We start from the raw sequence: 22,137 nt of genomic DNA, 5'->3' as shown, positions 1-22,137 counted from the left end.
ATACTGCCCAGATGGTGAAATTGGTAGACACGCCAGCTTCAGGTGCTGGTGACCGCAAGGTCGTGGAAGTTCGAGTCTTCTTCTGGGCACCAATTTCGAGCTTGAGATTAGATCAATTTCAAGGCTCGCACAAAAACCCGCGAAAGCGGGTTTTTTGCATTTGAGGCTTTTGATTTATAAAATCAAATCAGGGGTTTACAGATCAAAAAGCTCTCCGTATAGTGCGCCACATCAACAGCGGCAACGCTGAAGATACTGCCCAGATGGTGAAATTGGTAGACACGCCAGCTTCAGGTGCTGGTGACCGCAAGGTCGTGGAAGTTCGAGTCTTCTTCTGGGCACCAATTCAAATTCAAGGTCACGATCTTGAATTTCACAGAAACCCGCGAAAGCGGGTTTTTGCGTTTCCGGCTTCCGAAACTATCACCCCCCCCTCCCTGTGGGAGCGAGCTTGCTCGCGATAAACCTGAGAGCGCCGCGGGGTATCAGGCTTACAGCATTTTCGTTCACGTCCATCGCGAGCAGGCTCGCTCCTACAGGGTGATGCGCCCTCCTAACAAAAGCATGCCCACCCCGCAAGGCGCACATGAGAAACAATATCGTTTATCATTGTTGCAAGATTTTACAATGCGACAGTGAGGAACCCTGCGAATGTTGTTTCGAAATACCCTGCGCCGCGGCCTGACCATCACCCTGCTCGGCCTGGCACTGGCCACACCCCTCACCCAGGCCGCCGATCCAGTTTCCTTGACGCTCTATAACGGACAACACAAGGAAGTCGGCGATGCGATCGCCAAAGCCTTTGAAGCCAAGACCGGCATTCACGTCAATGTGCGCAAGGGCAGCAGCAACCAGCTCGCCAGCCAGGTCGTCGAAGAAGGCGACCGCTCCCCCGCCGACGTGATCTACACCGAAGAATCACCCCCGCTGAACAAGCTCGGCGAACAGGGCTTGCTGGCGCAGACCGATGCCGCCACGCTCGCCGTCCTGCCAAAAGACTACGTCGCCGGCAATGGCACCTGGATCGGCATCACCGCTCGGGTCCGCGTCGTCGCTTTCAACCCGAAACTGATCGACGAAAAAGACCTGCCCAAGTCGGTAATGGAGTTCTCCGCTCCGAAGTGGCAAGGCAAGGTCGGCTTCGTGCCTACCAGCGGCGCGTTCCAGGAACAGGCAGTGGCGATCATCAAGGTACACGGCATGGACGCGGCTGAAGAGTGGCTGACCGGCCTGCGCGCGTTCGGCAAAACCTACAGTAACAACATGGTTGCACTGAAGGCCGTGGAAAACGGCGAAGTCGCCACCGTGCTGGTCAACAACTACTACTGGTTCGCACTGCAACGTGAAAAGGGCCAGCTCGAGTCGAAACTGCATTACTTCACCGGTGGCGACGTCGGCGGCTTGATCACGGTTTCCAGCGCGGCTGTGCTGAAATCCAGCAAACATCCACAAGAAGCCCAGCAATTCCTCGCCTACATGGCCAGTGAAGAAGGCCAGCGGGTCATCACCCAGACCACCGCCGAATACCCGCTGCACAAAGGCATGCAATCGGATCGCGGCCTCAAGCCGTTCGGCGAACTGGAGGCACCAAAGGTCACGCCAGCCGATCTTGGCAATGCCGAAGAAGCCCTGGATCTGGAACGTGACGTTGGTTTGAATTAATGAACCCATCGGTATCCGCCCCGGCCGCGCGCGGAGGTTATGTGCCACGGCGCAAACGGCCATCGATCTGGTTGCTGTTGCCGGTTCTGCTGCTGGTCGTGCTTAGCCTGCTGCCACTGGCTTATGTCGGGCTCAAGACCTGGCAAGCCGGCTGGGCCGAAGCGCTGCACCTGCTGTGGCGGCCGTATGTGTTCGGCCTTCTGCGCAACACCCTGGCACTGATGATCGGTGTGACCCTGGCCTGCGGTGTGATCGGCCTGTCACTGGCCTGGCTGCTGGAGCGCAGCAATCTGCCGGGACGCCGAGTGTGGGGCGTGATCCTGTGCCTGCCGTTCGCCGTGCCGGCGTTCGTCAGCAGTTTTACCTGGGTCTCCCTGAGCGCTCACTTCGAAGGCCTGGGCGGGGCAATTCTGGTGATGTCCCTGTCCAAGTATCCACTGATATTCCTGCCGGTGGCGGCGACACTGCGCAATCTCGACCCCTCTCTCGAGGAGTCCGCTCGCACGCTGGGACAGCATCGCTGGGGGGTGTTCTTCAGGGTTACCTTGCCACTGCTCTGGCCATCGCTGCTCGCCGGATCACTGCTGATCGCGCTGCACATGCTGGTGGAATTCGGCGCCTTGTCGATCATTGGCCTGCAGACCTTCACCACGGCGATTTATCAGCAATTCGAACTGGAATTCAGCAACGCCAACGCGGCGATGCTGTCGGCGGTACTGCTTGGATTGTGCCTGATACTGCTGTGGCTGGAGTTGCGAGTGCGCGGCAAAGGCCGGCACGTGCGCACCGGCCAAGGCGCGGCACGCCGGGCGGAACAGGTTCGCCTCGGTCCGTGGGCGACGGTCGGACAGCTCTATTGCTTGACGCTGGCGATCGTCGGCAGCGGCATTCCGCTGGGAATGCTGGCGTACTGGTTGGCGGTGGGATCGTCAGCGGCGTTCCCGGTAGCCGCGATCGGCGAAGCCTTGCTCTCGTCCCTGGCGCTGTCCCTCGGTGGCGCGACACTGTGCCTGGTGCTGGCCGTTCCCGTGGGCTTGCTGGTGGTGCGCCATAAGGGTCGACTGGCGATCTGGGCCGAGCGCCTGCCGTATCTGCTGCACGCATTGCCAGGGCTGGTGATTGCACTGACGCTGGTGTACTTCGCGCTGCACTATGTGCCGGTGCTGTATCAGACTTCAACGTTGTTGCTGATTGCCTATGCGCTGCTGTTCCTGCCGTTGGCTCAAGCGCCTATTCGCACGGCCCTGAACAAGGCTGCGCCACAACTGGAAGAGGCTGCGCGCACGTTGGGGGCGTCGTCGTTCAGTGCGTTTTGCCGGGTGACCCTGCCGATCATCTTCCCGGCGTTGGGCGCAGCGTTTGCGCTGGTGTTCCTGGATGCGATGAAGGAGCTGACGGCGACGTTGCTGTTGAGTCCTACCGGACTTAACACCCTGGCCACGGAAGTTTGGGCGCATACCGCGAATGTGGAATTTGCGGCGGCGGCGCCTTATGCGGCGCTGCTGATACTGGTGTCGGGGTTGCCGGTTTACCTGCTGACAACCCGGATGTATCTGAGCCGTTGAGACCGCCATCGCGAGCAAGCTCGCTCCCACATTCGATCGCATTCCTTCTGGAAAAACCCGGTCAACTGTGGGAGCGAGCTTGCTCGCGATGGCGTCAGACCAGTCAACACAAATCCTAAGCCCTAAACTGCCCCAGACTCGCCTTCAATTGCGCCGCCAACCCATCCAGCACCTTGCCGCTGGCCGTAGTCTCCACCACCGCCTGAGCGGCCTTTTCGGCCTGCGCATGAATAGTCTCGACCCGCCCGCGCACCGCTTGCGCACCCCGCGCCTGATGGGCCGCCGCTTGGGTCGCCAAACCTATCGCCACATGGACCTGCTCGACGGATGCCTGTACCGACTGCTGCAACCGCGCACTGTCACGCAACACCAGCAAACCTTCACTGGCCTGCCGCCCGGCTTGACCGATCGCGGCCACCGCCTCACGCGCACCCTCTTGCAGCGCGACGATATGCGCCTGGATGTCGCCCGTGGAGCTCTGGGTCTTGCTCGCCAGCGCCCGCACTTCGTCAGCCACCACCGCAAAGCCGCGACCGGTCTCGCCGGCTCGCGCCGCTTCGATGGCCGCGTTCAGAGCCAGCAGGTTGGTCTGTTCGGCGATCCCGTGAATCACTGTCAGCACCACTTCAATCTGTTCACTCTGCTGCGCCAGCCGCTCGATGACCTTGGAGCCGGTATCGACCTGCCCGGCCAACGCTTCGATCAGGCTGCCGACCTTGGCCGAGGTGCGAGTGTTTTCATCGGTGGCCGAACGAATATCCACCACCTGCTGCAGCGCCGCCTGCATGGCATTGCTTTCCGACTGAGCGTCATCCGCCATCTGCGACAACGCACGCAAGCTCTCCGCCACCTCATCACGCTGCAGGCCGGCCGCCGCATCGGCGCCAGCGTTGCGCAAGGTCATGGCGCCAATTTCCACACCGGTGCGCTGGGCCACATCACCCGCCTCACGCACGATCGGCTGCAACTTGTCCACGAAGCGATTGACCGCCGAGGCCATGTCGCCGATTTCGTCCTTGCTGTTGATCTGCACGCGCTTGGTCAGGTCGCCCTCACCCGCTGCCAGGTCATCCATGGCGGCGATGAGCGTTCTCAAGCGATTGACCACTCGACGCCCCAGCACCACCGCGAGCAGCAACAGCACAGCGAAGCCCACGACCGCCAGCCCCATGCCGATGCGCCAGCGCAACGTTGTCGCAGCTTCCTGCACAGTCGCCGTGGTGTTGGATTTCATCTCGGACGCGGTGGCCTGCGCCGACTGCAGCCGCGCACGCATCGCCGTGGCGCTGTCAGCCGCCGCGCCTTTGAGGCTGTCGCCCACCAGCTCGTCGCTGCTGGCGATCAACGCGAGGAAACGCTTGTCCAGCGCCGCTACATCGGTTTCTACCGAGGCGGTCGAGACCCCCATCAGGACTTTGCCGATTTCCACGCCATTGGGGTTGATCGAGGCCTCGAGGTAGTACACCGACGGATCGTTCTTCGCTGCGTCCAGCACCTTGTCCAGCGCCCGCTCGCCCTGGCCTTTTTCCAGCAAGGCTTTGTTGATCGGGTTTTCCCTGTTGAGGTAACGCGTCAGGTGCTGGCCCGTGGCGTCGTCGTAGACCACGAACAGCACGTTGGGATTACGCTGGGCCCGACGGGCGAATTCGGACAGGGTAGGAACATCGCTGTCCCACATGGCGCGGGGTGCGACGGAGGCCAGGAGCTGTGCCATGTCGTTGGCGGAATCCTTCAGATCCTTCTCCAGCGTCGCCCGCAACTGCGCCTGCTCATCCTTCAATCGCGAGGACAAACCGGCCGTAAGGCGCTGACGCGTGTTGGTAGAAAGGCTATCAAGGCTCGACGTGACTTCACGCCCTGCCTGCTCCAGTTCAGTGGAGAGCTTTTGACTGTCGGCACCGAGGCGCAACGCAAGATCGGCCTCAAGCGCAGTCACCGTGCTCCGCGTCAGGGCGACAGCCACCAGCACCTGCACCAGGAGAGCGATACCCAAGGTAACGAACACGGGTCGCAATAAACGGCTTTGTAACAGAGAGAGAACGGCCGACACAGGAAATCCTTCTGCTTTGACGCCATTAAATTGATGGCACCCTGAAAAAGATGCACTTAATGAAGATCACAGCAAAGGTCATGCCGTCGGACAGGCACAAACGACAAAGGCCCCTGTCAAGGGGCCTTTGTGTTTTACATCAACGACTTGTCAAGCGAACGGATGACGCAGAACGATGGTTTCGTTGCGGTCCGGGCCCGTCGAAATAATGTCGATCGGCGCGCCAATCAGCGCTTCGACCCGCTTGATGTAAGCACGAGCGTTGGCTGGCAGCTCTTCCAGGGTTTTGGCACCCACGGTCGATTCGGTCCAGCCCGGCACTTCTTCGTAAACAGGCTGCAGACCCACGTAGCTGTCAGCGTCAGTCGGGGCAACGTCTTTACCTTCTGCATCTTTGTAGCCGACGCAGATGTTGATGGTTTCCAGACCATCGAGTACGTCCAGCTTGGTCAGACAGATACCCGAGATGCTGTTTACATCGATTGCGCGACGCAGGATAACAGCGTCGAACCAGCCGCAACGACGAGCACGGCCGGTAGTCGCGCCAAACTCGTGACCTTGCTTGGCCAGATGCGCACCGACTTCGTCGAACAGCTCAGTCGGAAATGGACCCGAACCAACACGCGTGGTGTAAGCCTTGGTGATGCCCAGGATGTAGTCCAGGAACATGGGGCCGACACCCGAACCGGTAGCAACGCCGCCAGCAGTGGTGTTGGAGCTGGTCACGTATGGGTAGGTACCGTGGTCGATGTCCAGCAACGAACCTTGGGCGCCTTCGAACATGATGTCTTTGCCAGCGCGACGCAGGTCGTGCAGCTCAGCCGTCACGTCCAGCATCAGCGGCTTGAGCAGCTCAGCGTATTCCTTGCACTCGACCAGGGTCTTTTCGAAATCGATGGCGGGCTCTTTGTAGTAACCCACCAGCATGAAGTTGTGGTATTCCACCAGCTCACGCAGCTTGTCTTCAAAGCGCGGCATATTGAGCAGGTCGCCAACACGCAGGCCGCGACGTGCAACCTTGTCTTCGTACGCCGGGCCGATGCCGCGACCGGTGGTGCCGATCTTCAGCTCGCCACGGGCTTTTTCACGGGCCTGGTCCAGCGCTACGTGGAAGGACAGGATCAGCGGGCAAGACGGGCTGATACGCAGGCGCTCGCGCACCGGCACGCCTTTCTCTTCCAGCTTGATGATTTCCCGCAGCAGGGCGTCGGGTGCAACCACCACGCCGTTGCCGATCAGGCACTGCACGCCTTCGCGCAACACGCCCGACGGGATCAGGTGCAAGACGGTTTTTTCGCCATCGATCACCAGGGTGTGACCAGCGTTGTGGCCACCCTGGTAGCGCACTACGGCGGCAGCATGTTCGGTCAGCAGATCAACGATCTTGCCTTTGCCCTCATCACCCCATTGGGTGCCCAGGACTACGACATTCTTACCCATAACACTTGTCCTCATTCGCGCAAACTTGGTGCCGGCGGCAGCCGGCAGGAAAACTCAAGAAGCCAGTGGCGATACTTGCCAATGCCCGTTCTGCTGAATCAATTGTCGGTCGCAGTCCGCTTCACGGGCGGCGGCCAATAGTTGTCCAGGCAATGCCTGAACGACACGCTGACCCTCACTGCGCAACTGGCAAACCTGCTGCCAGAGTGCCGCATCCGTACTGTCCGGCATCCAGATACCGCCGGACGGTAACTCGATATCAGCACGCCCCAGGGTCACCAGGGTTTTCAAATCGGTGGAGAAGCCGGTTGCCGGACGCGCCCGACCGAAGTCGGCGCCGATGTCGTCGTAACGACCGCCCTGGGCAATGGACTGGCCAACACCCGGTACGAACACCGCGAACACCACACCGGTGTGGTAGTGGTAGCCGCGCAACTCGCCCAGGTCGAAATACAGCGGTAATTCAGGGAAACGCGCGGACAGACGCTCGGCAATCGCAAGCAAATCGTCCAGCGCCGCCAAAACCGGCGCCGGCGCATCCGCCAGACGCTCGCGAGCAGCGCTCAATACTTCACGACCCCCACACAGGTCGACCAGCGCTCGCAGCATGCCCGACAGATTGGCAGGCAAGCCTTCGGTCAAGGTAATGACCTCGTCGATGGCCTTGCGTTGCAATGCGTCGAACAACTGTTGCTCGACTTCACCGGACAACCCGGCGGCGCGGGCCAGGCCACGGTAGATACCGACATGCCCGAGGTCCATATGCACATCCGGCACGTCGGCCAATTGCAGCATGGCCAGCATCAGGCTGATGACTTCCACGTCGCTGCTCGGGCTGCCATCGCCGTACAACTCGGCGCCCAACTGAATCGGGCTACGCGAGGACGACAGTGCGCGCGGTTGAGCATGCAGCACGCTACCGGCATAACAAAGACGGCTCGGACCTTCGCGCCGCAGGGTGTGCGCATCGATGCGCGCCACTTGCGGCGTGATGTCAGCACGGAAACCCATCTGCCGGCCCGATTGCGGGTCGATGACCTTGAAGGTACGCAGATCGAGGTCCGAGCCCGCGCCGGTCAGCAGGGATTCGAGGTACTCGATATGGGGAGTCACGACAAACTCGTAACCCCAGCTCTGGAACAGATCCAACACCTGACGACGCGCTACTTCAATGCGCGCCGCTTCTGGTGGCAGTACTTCTTCGATGCCATCTGGCAGCAGCCAGCGGTCTACCGTTGCCATTACGCCATTCCCCTATGGTCCGGGCGGCCAGCCTATGGGCGAGCCTTGAGTGAAGCAGAAAATGATCGGCCCATGTGCAAAACACGCGCATGAACAACTGGGCGAAAAGCCTGAAATCGGCTTCGCCAACCACTTTCCTCGAAAAACCTGTCGAGTCATTCAACTCGGGCGCCTGTACAAGAACAGCAATCAAACGTGCAGACGCAAAAAAGCCGGGAATTTCCCGGCTGCCGCATCATACACTCGTTTTCTCAAAGGATCACCCCGCCCGAGGCTGTAGCCGCCAGGCGGGGATGATTCAGGTCAACGAGGTATCAAGGCTTGGCTTTTTCCAGGTAACGGAAGAAGTCGCTGCTTGGGTCCAGGACCATGACGTCGGATTTGTTTGCGAAGCTTTCACGGTAGGCGCGCAGACTACGGTAGAAACCGTAGAACTCCTGATCCTGGCCGTAGGCCTTGGAGTAGATTGCAGCTGCCTGGGCATCACCGTCACCGCGAACCTCTTCGGATTCACGATAGGCTTCAGCCAGCAACACCCGACGTTGACGATCGGCATCGGCACGAATGCCTTCTGCCAGTTCGTTACCCTTGGCGCGGTGCTCGCGAGCTTCACGCTCACGCTCGGAGCTCATGCGCTCGAACACACTGCGGTTCACTTCTTTCGGCAGATCGATGGCCTTGACCCGAACATCGACCACTTCGATGCCCAGCTCTTTTTCCGCCATCTTGTTCAGCGAAGCGGTGATATCGGTCATCAGCGCATCGCGCTCACCGGACACCACTTCGTGCAACGTGCGCTTACCAAACTGGTCACGCAGGCCCGATTCCAGACGACGGGAAAGACGCTCGTCGGCAATCTGCTTGAGGCCGGAAGTCGCAGTGTAGTAGCGCTCGGCGTCTTTCACGCGCCACTTGGCGTAGGCATCGACCATGACGGCTTTCTTTTCCAGCGTCAGGAAGCGCTGCGTCGGTGCATCCAGTGTCATCAGGCGCGCATCGAATTTACGCACCTTGTTCACGTAGGGCACTTTCACATGCAAGCCTGGCTGGACATCAGCCTGGACCACGCGTCCGAACTGCAGCAACACCGCACGCTCGGTCTGAGCCACGATGTAGAAGCAGTTCCAGGCGGCGATCGCCACGACGACCACGACAATAAGGGCGATCAGCGATTTATTGCTCATCAGCGACTCTCCCTGGTACGTGCCTGCTGTTGCTGCAGATCAGCTGCCGCACGCGCATTCGCTTCATTGCTGGTGGCTGCGGCGCCAGTCACCGGAGTGCTGGTGTTGCGACCACTTTCGACCATCTTGTCCAGCGGCAGGTAGAGCAGATTGCTCTGGCCATTCTTGTTGCCGGTTACAAGAACCTTGCTGGTGTTGCTGAAGACTTCCTGCATGGTGTCCAGGTACAGACGCTCGCGGGTGACTTCAGGTGCCTTGCGATATTCGCTGACCAGCTTGGTGAAGCGATCGGCCTCACCCTTGGCGCGCGAGACGGTTTCGTCACGGTAACCGTTGGCATCTTCAATGATGCGCTGGGCCTGACCACGGGCTTCCGGCACGACGCCGTTGGCATAGGTTTCCGCCTGGTTACGCGAACGCTGCTCGTCTTCACGGGCGCGGATCACGTCATCGAAGGCTTCCTGCACTTCACGCGGTGCCGCTGCGCTCTGTACGTTGACCTGAGTGACGGTGATACCGGTGCGATAGGTGTCCATGAAGCGTTGCAGGCGCTCCTTGATTTCGCTGGCCATCAACTCACGACCTTCGGTCAACACCTGATCCATCGCGGTGGAACCCACAACATGGCGCAGGGCACTTTCGGTCGCGTGTTGCAGACTGATTTCCGGCTGATCGACGCTCAGCACGAAGTCCTGCAGGTTGCTGATCTTGTACTGCACGGTCAGCGGCACTTCGACGATGTTTTCGTCTTCAGTCAGCATCTGACCCTGCTTGGTATACGCCCGCTCACGCGTGACGTTTTCCAGGTACTTTTGATCGATCGGCGGGAAGTAGATGTTCAAGCCCGGGCCGACGGTTTCGTAGTACTTGCCGAAGCGCAGCACCACGGCTTGCTCCTGCTCGTCGACTACGTAGACCGCGCTGTACAGCCACACGGCCGCCAACACGACCAGGCCGATGCCAAGAATGCCGCCGAAGCCGCCACTCCTGCCCGAACCGCCGCCGTCATCACCGCGTTTCTTACCACCACCGAACAACCCGTTCAGGCTTTCCTGCAGCTTTCGGAAGGCCTCGTCGAGATCCGGTGGCCCCTTGCGGTCGCCGTTATTGCGGCGCTTGCCACCCCAAGGATCCTGATTATTCGAGTTGCCACCCGGCTCATTCCAAGCCATAGCGCTCTCCATCTGATAAAGCAAAGACGCACCCACGGCGCGCCGACCAATGCTACAGAATGCCTGTGACTACGGCACAACCGCTTTCTCAGGCTTTTATTGCAAAGTGTGTTGCTCGATGAAATCCATCGGCTGCAATCCTTCGCGGCTCACCAGTCGATTCAACTCGATTCGTGGCAAACGAACGGCCAGCAGGCAAATGCCTTCTTCGTCGTGTTCTTCTTTCTGTACCGCACCGACTTCGAAAAACTGCGCACGCAGTCGAGCAAAACGTTGCGGCAAGCGCAAGGTGCCAACAAACAAATCGTCGCCGAGCAGTTCGGCCACAGCCTGTTTGAGCAAATCCAGACCCGTACCGTCCCTGGCCGACAACCAGACCCGTTGCGGCTTGCCATCGGCATCGCGCTGGATCTGCGGCTCCACACCCTCGAGCAAATCGAGTTTGTTGTAAACCTCGAGGATCGGCAAGTCTTGAGCGCCGATCTCCCCGAGCACCACCATCACCTGTTCAATCTGGGCCATACGCTCAGGTTCATGGGCGTCGATCACGTGCAGCAGCAGGTCGGAGTTGCTCGACTCTTCGAGCGTAGCCCGAAATGCCTCGACCAGTTTGTGCGGCAGGTGGCGAATGAAGCCCACGGTATCGGCCAGCACGATCGGACCGAGGTCGTCGAGTTCGAGTCGGCGCAGGGTCGGGTCGAGGGTAGCGAAGAGCTGGTCGGCGGCGAAGACATCGGAATCGGTCACCGAGTTGAACAGCGTCGATTTGCCTGCGTTGGTATAACCCACCAGTGAGACCGTCGGAATGTCAGCCCGTTTGCGCCCGCGGCGAGATTGCTCACGCTGGCTGCGAACCTTTTCCAGGCGCCCCTTGATCTGGCGCAGGCGAACCCGCAACAGGCGCCGGTCGGTTTCCAGCTGGGTTTCACCCGGGCCGCGCAGACCGATACCGCCCTTTTGCCGCTCAAGGTGAGTCCAGCCACGAACCAGGCGCGTACTCATGTGCTCAAGCTGGGCCAGTTCGACCTGGAGCTTGCCTTCATGGGTGCGGGCGCGTTGGGCGAAGATATCGAGAATCAGACCCGTGCGGTCGATCACGCGACACTCGAAAACACGTTCGAGGTTACGTTCCTGACTGGGCGTGAGGATGTGATTGAAAATCACCAGATCCACCTGTTCGGCTTTGACCAGGTCGCGCAATTCCTCGACCTTGCCGCTGCCAATCAGGTATTTGGCGGTTGGCCGATGACGCGGCACGTTGAAAAACGCGACGGTCTCGGCGCCAGCCGACATTGCCAATTCCTGAAACTCCTGCGGATCTTCGCGCGCCTCAGGGTCCTGACCATCCAAGTGAACGAGAATTGCCCGCTCACCACCACCGTGGCGCTCAAAGAACAAAGGAGACTCCTATCAGGCGTTACCCGGAGCAGGCTCAGCGTCGCCCTGTTCACTTTCGGCGGCACTAGGCAGACGAATTGGACGAACCGGCACCACTGTCGAGATAGCGTGTTTGTAAACCATCTGGCTGACGGTGTTTTTCAGCAGGATAACAAACTGGTCGAAAGACTCGATCGTGCCTTGCAGCTTGATCCCGTTGACCAGGTAGATGGAGACCCCCACTTTCTCTTTACGTAAAGTATTCAAGTAAGGGTCTTGTAGCGAATGCCCTTTTGACATGTGCCGCACTCCTTTAAGGATTCAATATAAAAAAATAGGTAAACAGATGGCTTGTGGCCGTCAGACCCCCAAGGATAGACGGCAATTGCAAGGACTCAGCTCAATATGGAGATGGTCCCCAGGTATTTCAAGGCGCGCGGCAGATTGTCGCAATCCAGGCTGTCCAACCAGTGTAAATCAGCCCAGCTGCGCAACCAGGTGAACTGGCGCTTCGCCAACTGGCGCGTGGCAATGATTCCACGCTCCTGCATTTCGGCTTGCGACAGCTTGCCATCCAGGTAGTCCCAGACTTGTCGGTAGCCTACTGCACGTATAGACGGCAACCCGGCATGCAGGTCACTTCTCTTACGCAGGGCTACGACCTCGTCAATGAATCCCTGTTCCAACATTAAAGTAAATCTTTGTTTAATTCGCTCATGAAGTACCTGGCGATTTGCCGGAGCAATGGCCAAGTTCGCGACAGTATAGGGCAATTGTTGCTGTCCCGAAGCGGCTGCTTCAGTACTTTGCGCAGATTGTCGCAAGCGCAGCTCAGTCATGCTTTGACCGCTGACTCGATAAACCTCCAGCGCTCGACTGAGTCGCTGGGGATCGTTCGGATGAATGCGCGTTGCAGACGCTGGGTCAATCACTGCCAATTGATCGTGCAGGGCTTGCCAGCCAAGGCGTGCGGCTTCTTCTTCGATCTGTGCGCGGACGTCGGGATCGGCGGCTGGCATGTCCGCCAGCCCGTCGACCAAAGCCTTGTAATAGAGCATTGTGCCCCCCACCAGCAGCGGAATTTTTCCCCGTGCGGTTATGTCGGCCATGGCGTCGAGGGCATCACGCCGGAAATCCGCGGCCGAATAGCTCTCTGCCGGGTCGAGAATATCGATCAGACGGTGGGGGAATTCGCCCAGAATTTCTTTGGAAGGCTTGGCGGTGCCGATGTCCATGCCACGATAGACCAACGCCGAATCGACGCTGATCAGCTCGCAAGGCAAGACTTTGGTGAGTTCGATAGCCAGGTCGGTCTTGCCCGCGGCAGTCGGTCCCATCAGGAAAATAGCTGGAGGGAGCTGGCTCATCAACGACCGCGCAAGAACAGTTTGTCCAGATCGTCCAGGCCCAATTGGGTCCAGGTCGGTCGGCCATGGTTGCATTGACCGCTGCGCTCGGTGTTTTCCATGTCGCGCAACAGACCGTTCATTTCCGGCAGGGCCAGACGCCGATTCGCACGTATCGCGCCGTGACAGGCCATGGTCCCGAGCAGCTCGTTCAGGTGCGCCTGGATCCGGTCGCTGGTGCCGTATTCCATCAGGTCTGCCAATACGTCACTGACCAGTCGATTGGCTTCAGCCTGCTTGAGCAAGGCCGGAATCTGCCGGATGGCCAGGGATTCCGGGCCAAGGCGCTGCAACTCGAAGCCCAGGCGCTGGAACCAGGCCACATGCTCTTCGGCGCAATCGGCTTCACGCTGGCTGACCGCCAGGGATTCGGGCACCAACAGCGGCTGGCCACTCAGGCCTTCGCTGGCCATGGCGATTTTCAGGCGTTCGTACATGATCCGCTCATGGGCGGCATGCATGTCCACCAACACCAGGCCTTGTGCGTTCTCCGACAGAATATAGATGCCCTTGAGCTGCGCCAACGCGTAACCCAGTGGCGGAATATCGTCCTGCCCGGCCGGTAGCGCGACCGCGTTGGCCTCGGGCAACGGCGCGAAGAACTCGCGGTAGGCAGCCTGGGCCTCAGCGGCGGGAACACCGGACTGCGGTCGTGGCGTGTATTGATAACCGGCGCCGGCGCCCGAGCCAGCCGTTGCATTGAAGGCTGGCTGAGCCTGGGGTTGCTCCAGCAACGCGTTGGCCGCCAGGCGCATTTCACCCTGGGGACCAAACTCGCCGGCCTCGATCCCGGTCGGTCGAACGATGGCTGTCGCCACGGGCGCCGCCAATTGATCTTCCGGACGCACATCGCCCAGGGCGCGGTGCAAGGTGCCATAGAGGAAGTCGTGGACCATGCGCCCGTCACGGAAGCGCACTTCGTGTTTGGTCGGGTGCACGTTGACGTCGACGCCCGCCGGATCGACTTCGAAAAACAGCACGAAGGTCGGGTGACGGCCGTTGAACAGCACATCGCGATAAGCCTGGCGGACCGCGTGGGCCACCAGCTTGTCGCGCACGGCTCTGCCATTCACAAAGAAATACTGCAAGTCCGCCTGGCTGCGATTGAACGTCGGCAAGCCGACCCAGCCCCAAAGATGCAGGCCATTGCGCTCGATTTCGATCGGCAGCGCCTGCTCCAGGAAGCCCGGACCGCAGATGGCCGCCACACGCCGGGCGCGGGCCGCATCATCGTGGGCCTCATGCAGGCTGAGGATGGTCTTGCCGTTATGGCGCAGGTGGAAGGCCACGTCGAAACGCGCCAAGGCCAGGCGCTTGATCACTTCCTGCAGGTGATCGAACTCGGTTTTTTCAGTCTTGAGAAACTTGCGGCGTGCCGGGGTATTGAAGAACAGGTCGCGCACTTCGACCGAGGTACCGACCGGATGAGCGGCAGGCTGTACCCGCGGCGCCATGTCCCGGCCTTCGGTTTCGACTTGCCAGGCCTGATCGGCCTCTTGGGTACGGGACGTCAGCGTCAGCCGTGCCACGGAACTGATCGACGCCAGGGCCTCGCCACGAAAGCCGAGGCTCATGACCTGCTCGAGGTCCTCCAGGTTGCGGATCTTGCTGGTGGCATGACGGGCCAGGGCCAGCGGCAAGTCATCGGCGGAAATGCCGCTGCCATCGTCGCGCACACGCAGCAATTTGACACCACCCTGCTCCACATCGACATCGATGCGCCTGGCACCGGAGTCGAGGCTGTTTTCCAGCAACTCCTTGATCACCGAAGCCGGGCGCTCGACCACCTCGCCGGCGGCAATCTGGTTCGCCAGCCGGGGACTGAGCAGCTCGATACGAGCGGTGTTGCTCAGGGCCTGATTCATTCTTTGGCCGCCAGTTCAGTGCCCGGAATCGTCAGGTGCTGACCGACTTTGAGCTCATCGCTTGCCAGGTTGTTAACGCTGCGCAGGGTGGCCGGCGACACCTGGTAGCGAACGGCGATCATCGCCAACGTTTCCCCCGGGCTCACCCGGTGGTCGCGCGGTCCCTGGGCGATCTTGCCGGAATCACGCAGCCAGGCAATGTAGGTGCCTGGCGGTGGATTTTGCTGGAAGAACTGACGCACGCCACTGCTGATCGATCGCGCGAGCGCCTGCTGGTGGCTTGACGCAGCGAGTTTCGAGGCTTCGTTGGCGTTGGAGATGAACCCTGTTTCCACCAGGATCGACGGGATGTCCGGCGACTTCAACACCATGAATCCAGCCTGTTCCACCCGTTGTTTATGCAGTGGCGTGACCCGGCCGATGTTGCTCAGGACCTTCTGGCCGACGTTCAGGCTGGACGTCAGGGAGGCGGTCATCGACAGATCGAGCAGTACGCCCGCCAACATCCGGTCCTTGTCGTCGAGGCTGACGTTACCGGCGCCGCCGATCAGGTCGGAACGGTTTTCACTGTCGGCCAGCCAGCGCGCCGTCTCGGACGTGGCGCCGCGATCCGACAGGGCGAACACCGACGCACCGAAGGCGGCGGCCGAAGGCGCGGCATCGGCGTGGATCGAGACGAACAGGTCGGCGCCCTTCTTGCGGGCGATTTCGGTACGGCCGCGCAAGGGAATGAAGTAGTCGCCGGTACGGGTCAGTTCGGCACGGAAGCCTTTCATGCCGTTGACCTGGCGCTGCAGTTCGCGAGCGATGGCCAGCACCACGTCTTTCTCGCGTTGACCGCGAGAACCGGAAGCGCCCGGGTCTTCGCCACCGTGGCCGGCATCGATGACCACGACGATGTCGCGCTTGCCGGCCGGGGCTGGCGGCAATTTGACCGGCGGGTCGACCGGAGTGACCGGCACCGGGGCCACTGTCGCGACGTTGGTCGGCGCCGGAATCGGCGCGGCGTCGGCAGGATTATCGAACAGATCCACCACCAGCCGGTTACCGTACTGGGCGTTTGGCGCCAGGGTAAAGCTTTTCGGCGTGACGGCTTTTTTCAGGTCGATGACCACCCGCAGGTCGGTCGGCGTGCGTTGGGCCGAACGCATCGCGGTGATCGGGGTGTTCGAACTATTGACGCTCAAGGGCGCCCCGAGGCTCGCACCATTGATGTCGATCACCAGTCGATCCGGAGCGGACAGGGTAAACACGCTGTGCTGGACAGGCCCCGTCAGATCGAACACCAGTCGTGTGTTGTCCGGAGCCCGCCACAGGCGAACGCTGTTGACCTTCGTCTCGGCCACAGCGTCGACGGTTACCGCCAGAAACAACAACCCTACGGCAGCTACCATCGCGCGAAAGCGCATACCTGACCCCATCATTTAATTGGATTCCAATGCCAAAGCGGCACACCACGACTCGCCACGCGAGCCTTGGGACAAAATTTTCAGCGAACGCCCGCTGTCTTGCGGGCTAATGGTAATGGTCAGGTCAGGCTTTGGCAAAAAGCCTGCACCTTTTTCGGGCCACTCGATCAGGCACAACGCATCGTCTTCGAAGTAGTCGCGGATACCGAGGTATTCCAGCTCTTCAGGATCGACCAATCGATACAGGTCGAAATGGAAGGCCCGGATGTCGTCGATCTCGTAAGGTTCGACCAGGGTGAAGGTCGGACTTTTTACCGCACCCACATGCCCCAGCCCCCGGATGATGCCTCGGGACAGCGTGGTTTTCCCCGCCCCCAGATCCCCTTTCAGAAAAATCAGACCGTGCCCTTCGGTGGTTTTCGCGATACGTGCGCCAAACGCCGTCATCGCCTCTTCATCAGCCAGGTACAGGGTTACTTCAGACACGGTGCTTGCTCCTCCAACAACTGACGAATGGCTGGAATCAGATCACTGGCCGCCAGCCCACGGCCCGATTTACCTTCTTGTGCACCGGCGTTGGCGTGCAGCCAGACCCCGAGGCACGCGGCGTCAAAGGTGCTCATGCCTTGGGCCAGCAGCGCGCCCAGCAATCCGGCCAGTACATCGCCCAATCCGGCGGTAGCCATTGCCGGATGCCCCCGGTCGCACACCGCCAGACGCCCATCGGGACTGGCGATCAGGCTGCCGGCGCCTTTCAGGACCACAACCGCTGTGTATTTTTTGCTCAATGCGTGGGCAGCGGCTGGACGATCGGCCTGGACCTCGGCTGTCGACAGCCCAAGCAACCGAGCCGCTTCGCCCGGATGCGGCGTGATCACGCAATCCTTGGGCAATTCCACCTGCTCTTCAGCCAACAGATTCAAGGCGTCGGCGTCCCAGACTTGCGCAAGCGGTGCGTTGGCCGCCGCCGACAGAAGACTGCGCCCCCAAGACGCCTGCCCCAGTCCTGGACCGACGACCAGCACGGAAACTTTTTCCAGCAATCCCATCAGTTGGTTGGCCGACGAAGTGCCCAGCACCATGGCTTCGGGAAGCCTCGCCAGGGCGGCGGGAACATGTTCACTGCGCGTCGATACCGACACCATGCCCGCGCCACTGCGCAGCGCAGTTTGTGCACTCAGCAGGATCGCGCCGCCAAAACCTCGGTCTCCGCCGATCAACAGCACGTGGCCGAACTTGCCTTTATGGGCAGCCCGAGCGCGGCTGGCCAGGCGAGGGACATTGCTGGCCGTCAGAAGACGCGCACTGACGTCGACCCCATTAAAGGACTCAGGGGCGGCCTGCAGATCATTGAACACCAACTCCCCCACCACGTCCGCCGCGTCGCCGGTGAACAGCCCCAATTTCAAGCCAATGAAGGTCACGGTCAGATCAGCCCGAACGGCCGAGCCAAGGACACGTCCCGTATCGGCGCAAAGTCCCGAAGGAATATCCACTGCCGCCACCGGCAAGCCACTGGCATTGATCGCTGCGATGACACCGGCATAGGGCTCTCGCACTTCTCCGGTCAAACCGGTGCCGAGCATGGCGTCCACCACGACACCCCGCAACCCGGACTGCGCGCTCCAGGCTTGAACGGCAATGCCTTCGGCCACAGCATCGGCGTGGGCCAGGCCAGCATCGCCTTGCAAACGCTGAGGATCGCCGACTGCCAGGACGCGCACATGCCAGCCTGCACGCCTGGCCAAAACAGCTATTAAATAGCCATCGCCGGCGTTGTTGCCATGACCGGTCACCACACTCAGCTCGTTCGCCGTCGGCCAATGACGGACCAGCGCACGCCAGGTGGCTCGCGCCGCCCGCTGCATCAATTCGAAGCCCGGAGTGCCGGCTGCGATCAGGCTCGCATCGAGCCTTCGCACTTGCGCGGCACTGTACAGCGCGTCGGGTAAATCATCTTTAGTGTGCGGCATGCGTCTTCGGGCTCCGATGTCTGGCAGAATTATACGCACCTCAGCTCCGGTTTCTCTCGTCTCATGCCCGCTATTACCACAGACCTGCCCGCCCTCGCCCAATCCATCAAGGATTGGGGCCGCGAGCTGGGCTTTCAGCAAGTCGGCATCAGCGGCCTGGACCTGGCCGAGCATGAGCAGCACCTGCAGCGCTGGCTCGAAGCCGGCTACCACGGCGAAATGGAATACATGGGCGCCCACGGCAGCAAACGCTCGCACCCGCAAGAGCTGGTACCGGGCACGTTAAGGGTCGTCTCCCTGCGCATGGACTACCTGCCCGGCGACACGGAAATGGCCCAGCGACTGGCGCAACCGGAAAAAGCTTACGTTTCGCGCTATGCCTTGGGCCGCGATTACCACAAATTGATCCGTAAACGCGTGCAACAATTGGCAGAAAAAATCCAGGCGGTGATCGGCCCGTTCGGCTACCGCGCGTTCGTCGACAGTGCACCGGTACTGGAAAAGGCCATTGCGCAAAAGGCCGGTCTGGGCTGGATCGGCAAAAACACCTTGGTCTTGAACCGCAAGGCTGGCAGTTATTTCTTTCTCAGCGAGTTGTTCGTCGACCTGCCGCTGCCCGTAGACCCGCCTCACGCTACCGAACACTGCGGCCGTTGCACCGCATGCCTGGACATTTGCCCGACCAATGCTTTCGTTGGCCCCTACGTGCTGGATGCCCGACGCTGTATTTCCTATCTGACCATCGAACTGAAAAGCGCGATTCCGGAAGATTTGCGACCACTGATCGGTAATCGGGTGTTTGGTTGCGATGACTGCCAGATCGTCTGCCCATGGAACCGCTTTGCCCGTCCGTCCGGGGAGAGCGACTTCAAGCCGCGGCACAATCTGGACAATGCCGAACTGGCTGAATTGTTCATGTGGGACGAAGACAAATTCTTGAGCAGCACCGAGGGGTCGCCGCTACGCCGGGCCGGTTACGAGCGCTGGCTGCGCAACCTGGCGGTGGGCCTGGGCAATGCGCCGTCGAGCATTCCGGTGCTGGAAGCGTTGAAGGCGCGACGCGAATACCCCTCGGAACTGGTTCGCGAACATGTGGAATGGGCCCTGAAACAACACGAAACCCTGTAGGAGCTGGCTTGCCAGCGAAGAGGCCATAACGGTCAACATCCATGTTGGCTGTTATACCGCCTTCGCTGGCAAGCCAGCTCCTACAGTGACCGTGTCAGGCTTCGTCGTTGTAGACGAATTTTGGCATTTCCCAATGGAAACGGATCGCCAGGAGACGCAGCAGGAACCCCCCGAACAGGGTAATCAGGATCGCCTGTTCGCCAGGCAGTTCGAGATAGATGCAGAACATGTAGCACCACGCCGCGGCGAACGACACACTGGCGTAAAGCTCCCGACGGAAGACCAGCGGGATGTCGTTACAGAAGATGTCGCGCAGAATGCCGCCGAACACCCCGGTGATCACGCCACTGACCGACGCCACCAGCATGCCATGGCCCATTTCCAGCGCGGTCATGCAGCCGATCAGGGTAAAGGCCACCAGGCCTACGGCATCGAGTACCAGAAACAGTGAACGCAGGTGGCGCATCCAGCGTGCGGCAAACACCGTGAACATCGCTGCGATCGAGGTCAACACCAAGTATTCCGGGTGTTTGACCCAGGTCAGCGGATAATGGCCGAGCAACACGTCACGCACCGACCCGCCACCCAGGGCCGTCACGCAGGCGATCAGCACCACGCCAAACCAATCCATGCCGCGACGACCGGCAGACAGGGCACCGGTCATGGCTTCGGCGGTAATGGCGATCAGGTAGAGCATCAGTAACATGGGGGCGGTCCTTGCGGGAAGGCGCGCAGTCTAGCCAGATCGTCCGGGCACCAAAAGGGGGCATTTAGTAAATGTAGGAGCCGGCTTGGTGGCGATGGTGTTTTCAAGGGCCTCTTCGCCGGCAAGCCAGCTCCTACAGGTATGTCGCACCTTGTAGGAGCTGGCTTGCCAGCGAAGGGGCCATTGAGGACACCGCAAAATCAGAATTTGATAAAGTTCTTGCGGTAATGCTGCAACTCGGCGATGGATTCACGGATGTCGTCCAGGGCCAGGTGGGTGCTGCCTTTCTGGAAGCTGTCGCGCACGCTTGGCGCCCAGCGTGCGGCCAATTCTTTCAGGGTCGACACGTCGAGGTTGCGGTAGTGGAAATAGCTTTCCAGGGATTTCATGTGGGTATAAAGGAAGCGACGGTCCTGGCAGATGCTGTTGCCGCAGATCGGCGACTTGCCTTTCGGCACCCATTTTTCCAGGAAGGCGATGGTCTCGGCTTCGGCGTCGGCCATGCTGATGCGGCTGTCGCGAACCCGTTGGGTCAGGCCCGAGCCGCCGTGTTGACGGGTGTTCCACTCGTCCATGCCGGCGAGGATCTCATCGCTGTGATGAATGGCGATCACCGGCCCTTCGGCCAGGGTGTTCAAATCACTGTCGGTGACAATGGTGGCCATCTCGATGATAACGTCGGTATCAGGGTTCAGACCGGTCATTTCCAGATCGATCCAGATCAGATTCTGCGAATTTTGCATGTGTCGACTCCTAGGCAATGCTGCGCAGTTTAGCCTAGGCGACCGGCCGGGCGTGCTAAACTCGCGGCCGTTTTACCTAATCGCTGCATTCTTGATACGGAACACCCATGGCCAAACGCCAACTCAATCGTCGTCAAAACTGGCGCATCGAAAAGATTCAGGGCGAACGCGCTGCCCGCGCCGCCAAACGCGAGTCCTCGGCTGTCGAGGCACTCGAGGGTGGTGACCTGGGTCCGGAACAGACCGGCCTGGTGATCGCGCACTTCGGTGTGCAGGTCGAAGTCGAAGCGCTCGATGGCGAGTTGGCCGGCAAGGTATTCCGCTGCCACTTGCGCGCCAACCTCCCGGCGCTGGTGACCGGCGACCAAGTGGTCTGGCGCGCCGGCAACCAGGGCATCGGCGTGATCGTGGCGCAACTGCCGCGTAAAACCGAACTCTGCCGTCCGGACAGCCGTGGCCAGCTCAAGCCGGTAGCGGCCAACGTAGACATGATCGTGATTGTCTTCGCGCCACTGCCCGAGCCCCACGCCAACCTGATCGACCGTTATCTGGTCGCGGCCGAGCATGCGGGGATTCGTCCACTGCTGCTGCTCAACAAATTCGACCTGATCGACGAACAAAACGCCCCGGCGTTGAATGCCTTGCTGGCGGTCTACCGCACGCTGGGCTACCCGGTACTGGAAGTGTCGGCGCACCACGGCAACGGCATGGAGCAACTGCAAAAGCAACTGGACGGGCACATCAGCGTGTTCGTCGGCCAGTCCGGTGTCGGCAAGTCGTCGCTGGTCAACAGCTTGTTGCCCGAAGTCGAAACCCGCGTCGGTCCGCTCTCCGAGCTGTCCGGCCAGGGCACCCACACCACCACCACCGCGCGCCTGTTCCACTTCCCAGGTGGCGGTGAGTTGATCGACTCCCCTGGTATCCGCGAATTCGGCCTGGGTCACGTCAGCCGGGCCGACGTCGAAGCCGGCTTCATCGAGTTCAACGACCTGATCGGCACCTGCCGCTTCCGCGACTGCAAGCACGACCGCGAACCAGGTTGCGCCTTGCTCAAGGCCCTGGAAGAAGGCCGCGTGCAGCAGCAGCGGATGAACAGCTATCGCTCGATCATCGCCAGCTTGCCGGAGAGCAGCTACTAAGTAGCTGATTATTTTCGTGATGCCACGAAAATAATCCGCAAAAGGCAGCAGAAACAAAAAAGCCGACATCGCTGTC

General features: G+C 60.5%; 18 protein-coding genes and 2 tRNA genes. 6 read left to right on the top strand and 14 right to left on the bottom strand.

The genetic code is table 11. The features are described 5' to 3' along the window. The first annotated feature begins 5 nt into the window (after positions 1 to 5). The 4 genes from J2W17_RS17695 to J2W17_RS17680 all read left to right on the top strand — a co-directional run bounded on the left by J2W17_RS17695 (position 6) and on the right by J2W17_RS17680 (position 3,227). Positions 6 to 92: transfer RNA gene (locus J2W17_RS17695), tRNA-Leu, on the top strand. A 165-nt stretch (positions 93 to 257) separates the two neighbouring features. After that, positions 258 to 344, top strand: a tRNA-Leu gene (locus J2W17_RS17690). Positions 345 to 651: 307 nt separating this feature from the next. After that, positions 652 to 1,662, top strand: coding sequence for an extracellular solute-binding protein (locus J2W17_RS17685; protein ID WP_307336692.1), 1,011 nt, complete (start codon positions 652 to 654; stop codon positions 1,660 to 1,662). Next, a complete protein-coding gene (locus J2W17_RS17680; RefSeq protein ID WP_307336689.1) occupies positions 1,662 to 3,227 on the top strand; it encodes an ABC transporter permease in 1,566 nt (521 codons plus the stop codon). The genes J2W17_RS17685 and J2W17_RS17680 overlap by 1 nt, the downstream gene beginning before the upstream one ends. Before the next feature lie 115 nt (positions 3,228 to 3,342). Here J2W17_RS17680 and J2W17_RS17675 read toward each other — a convergent pair whose 3' ends face one another. The 12 genes from J2W17_RS17675 to J2W17_RS17620 form a co-directional block, all read right to left on the bottom strand. Beyond that, positions 3,343 to 5,277 carry a methyl-accepting chemotaxis protein gene (locus tag J2W17_RS17675; protein WP_307336686.1) on the bottom strand — a complete coding sequence of 645 codons (1,935 nt, stop codon included), beginning with the start codon at positions 5,275 to 5,277 and terminating at the stop codon, positions 3,343 to 3,345. Between the two features lie 150 nt (positions 5,278 to 5,427). Further along, complete coding sequence (locus J2W17_RS17670) at positions 5,428 to 6,717, bottom strand: adenylosuccinate synthase (protein ID WP_307336683.1); 1,290 nt, start codon at positions 6,715 to 6,717, stop codon at positions 5,428 to 5,430. A 54-nt stretch (positions 6,718 to 6,771) separates the two neighbouring features. After that, the gene (locus J2W17_RS17665; protein WP_307336680.1) at positions 6,772 to 7,959 is read right to left on the bottom strand and encodes an ATP phosphoribosyltransferase regulatory subunit; all 1,188 of its coding nucleotides are present in this window, start codon (positions 7,957 to 7,959) and stop codon (positions 6,772 to 6,774) included. A 314-nt stretch (positions 7,960 to 8,273) separates the two neighbouring features. Beyond that, positions 8,274 to 9,143, bottom strand: coding sequence for a protease modulator HflC (hflC, locus tag J2W17_RS17660; protein WP_154847982.1), 870 nt, complete (start codon positions 9,141 to 9,143; stop codon positions 8,274 to 8,276). Beyond that, positions 9,143 to 10,315 (bottom strand): FtsH protease activity modulator HflK, encoded by a 1,173-nt coding sequence (gene hflK, locus J2W17_RS17655; protein WP_154847981.1) that lies wholly within the window; start codon positions 10,313 to 10,315, stop codon positions 9,143 to 9,145. Before hflK ends, hflC begins: the two co-directional genes overlap by 1 nt. 96 nt (positions 10,316 to 10,411) lie before the next feature. Continuing rightward, positions 10,412 to 11,713: a ribosome rescue GTPase HflX gene (gene hflX, locus J2W17_RS17650; protein ID WP_307336673.1), complete on the bottom strand. Its 1,302-nt coding sequence runs from the start codon at positions 11,711 to 11,713 to the stop codon at positions 10,412 to 10,414. A 12-nt stretch (positions 11,714 to 11,725) separates the two neighbouring features. Next, a complete protein-coding gene (gene hfq / locus J2W17_RS17645) occupies positions 11,726 to 11,992 on the bottom strand; it encodes an RNA chaperone Hfq (RefSeq protein WP_064675613.1) in 267 nt (88 codons plus the stop codon). Positions 11,993 to 12,087: 95 nt separating this feature from the next. After that, positions 12,088 to 13,059, bottom strand: a complete 972-nt coding sequence (gene miaA / locus J2W17_RS17640) for a tRNA (adenosine(37)-N6)-dimethylallyltransferase MiaA (RefSeq protein ID WP_307336668.1) — start codon at positions 13,057 to 13,059, stop codon at positions 12,088 to 12,090. After that, a complete protein-coding gene (gene mutL / locus J2W17_RS17635; protein ID WP_307336716.1) occupies positions 13,059 to 14,951 on the bottom strand; it encodes a DNA mismatch repair endonuclease MutL in 1,893 nt (630 codons plus the stop codon). The genes miaA and mutL overlap by 1 nt, the downstream gene beginning before the upstream one ends. An 8-nt stretch (positions 14,952 to 14,959) precedes the next feature. Then, positions 14,960 to 16,387, bottom strand: a complete 1,428-nt coding sequence (locus J2W17_RS17630; protein ID WP_307336665.1) for an N-acetylmuramoyl-L-alanine amidase — start codon at positions 16,385 to 16,387, stop codon at positions 14,960 to 14,962. Next, a complete protein-coding gene (gene tsaE / locus J2W17_RS17625) occupies positions 16,388 to 16,858 on the bottom strand; it encodes a tRNA (adenosine(37)-N6)-threonylcarbamoyltransferase complex ATPase subunit type 1 TsaE (RefSeq protein WP_307336662.1) in 471 nt (156 codons plus the stop codon). It abuts the gene before it with no gap. Further along, positions 16,846 to 18,345: an NAD(P)H-hydrate dehydratase gene (locus J2W17_RS17620; RefSeq protein WP_307336659.1), complete on the bottom strand. Its 1,500-nt coding sequence runs from the start codon at positions 18,343 to 18,345 to the stop codon at positions 16,846 to 16,848. The genes tsaE and J2W17_RS17620 overlap by 13 nt, the downstream gene beginning before the upstream one ends. A 63-nt stretch (positions 18,346 to 18,408) precedes the next feature. Between J2W17_RS17620 and queG the strand changes: the two genes are divergently transcribed. Continuing rightward, positions 18,409 to 19,473, top strand: coding sequence for a tRNA epoxyqueuosine(34) reductase QueG (gene queG, locus J2W17_RS17615; protein WP_307336656.1), 1,065 nt, complete (start codon positions 18,409 to 18,411; stop codon positions 19,471 to 19,473). 94 nt (positions 19,474 to 19,567) lie between these two features. Here queG and J2W17_RS17610 read toward each other — a convergent pair whose 3' ends face one another. Continuing rightward, positions 19,568 to 20,179: a trimeric intracellular cation channel family protein gene (locus J2W17_RS17610; RefSeq protein ID WP_307336652.1), complete on the bottom strand. Its 612-nt coding sequence runs from the start codon at positions 20,177 to 20,179 to the stop codon at positions 19,568 to 19,570. Positions 20,180 to 20,379: 200 nt separating this feature from the next. Further along, positions 20,380 to 20,922, bottom strand: a complete 543-nt coding sequence (gene orn, locus J2W17_RS17605; RefSeq protein WP_307336647.1) for an oligoribonuclease — start codon at positions 20,920 to 20,922, stop codon at positions 20,380 to 20,382. A 107-nt stretch (positions 20,923 to 21,029) separates the two neighbouring features. On the opposite strand from orn, the gene rsgA reads away from it, so the two are divergent. Then, positions 21,030 to 22,061 carry a small ribosomal subunit biogenesis GTPase RsgA gene (rsgA, locus tag J2W17_RS17600; RefSeq protein ID WP_307336644.1) on the top strand — a complete coding sequence of 344 codons (1,032 nt, stop codon included), beginning with the start codon at positions 21,030 to 21,032 and terminating at the stop codon, positions 22,059 to 22,061. Positions 22,062 to 22,137: the final 76 nt, after the last annotated feature.

This window comes from Pseudomonas lini, from assembly GCF_030812475.1.
Classification (GTDB): domain Bacteria; phylum Pseudomonadota; class Gammaproteobacteria; order Pseudomonadales; family Pseudomonadaceae; genus Aquipseudomonas; species Aquipseudomonas lini_A.
The sequence above is the reverse complement of the archived record's forward strand: the minus strand, read 5'-3'. Positions and strand labels throughout refer to the sequence as shown.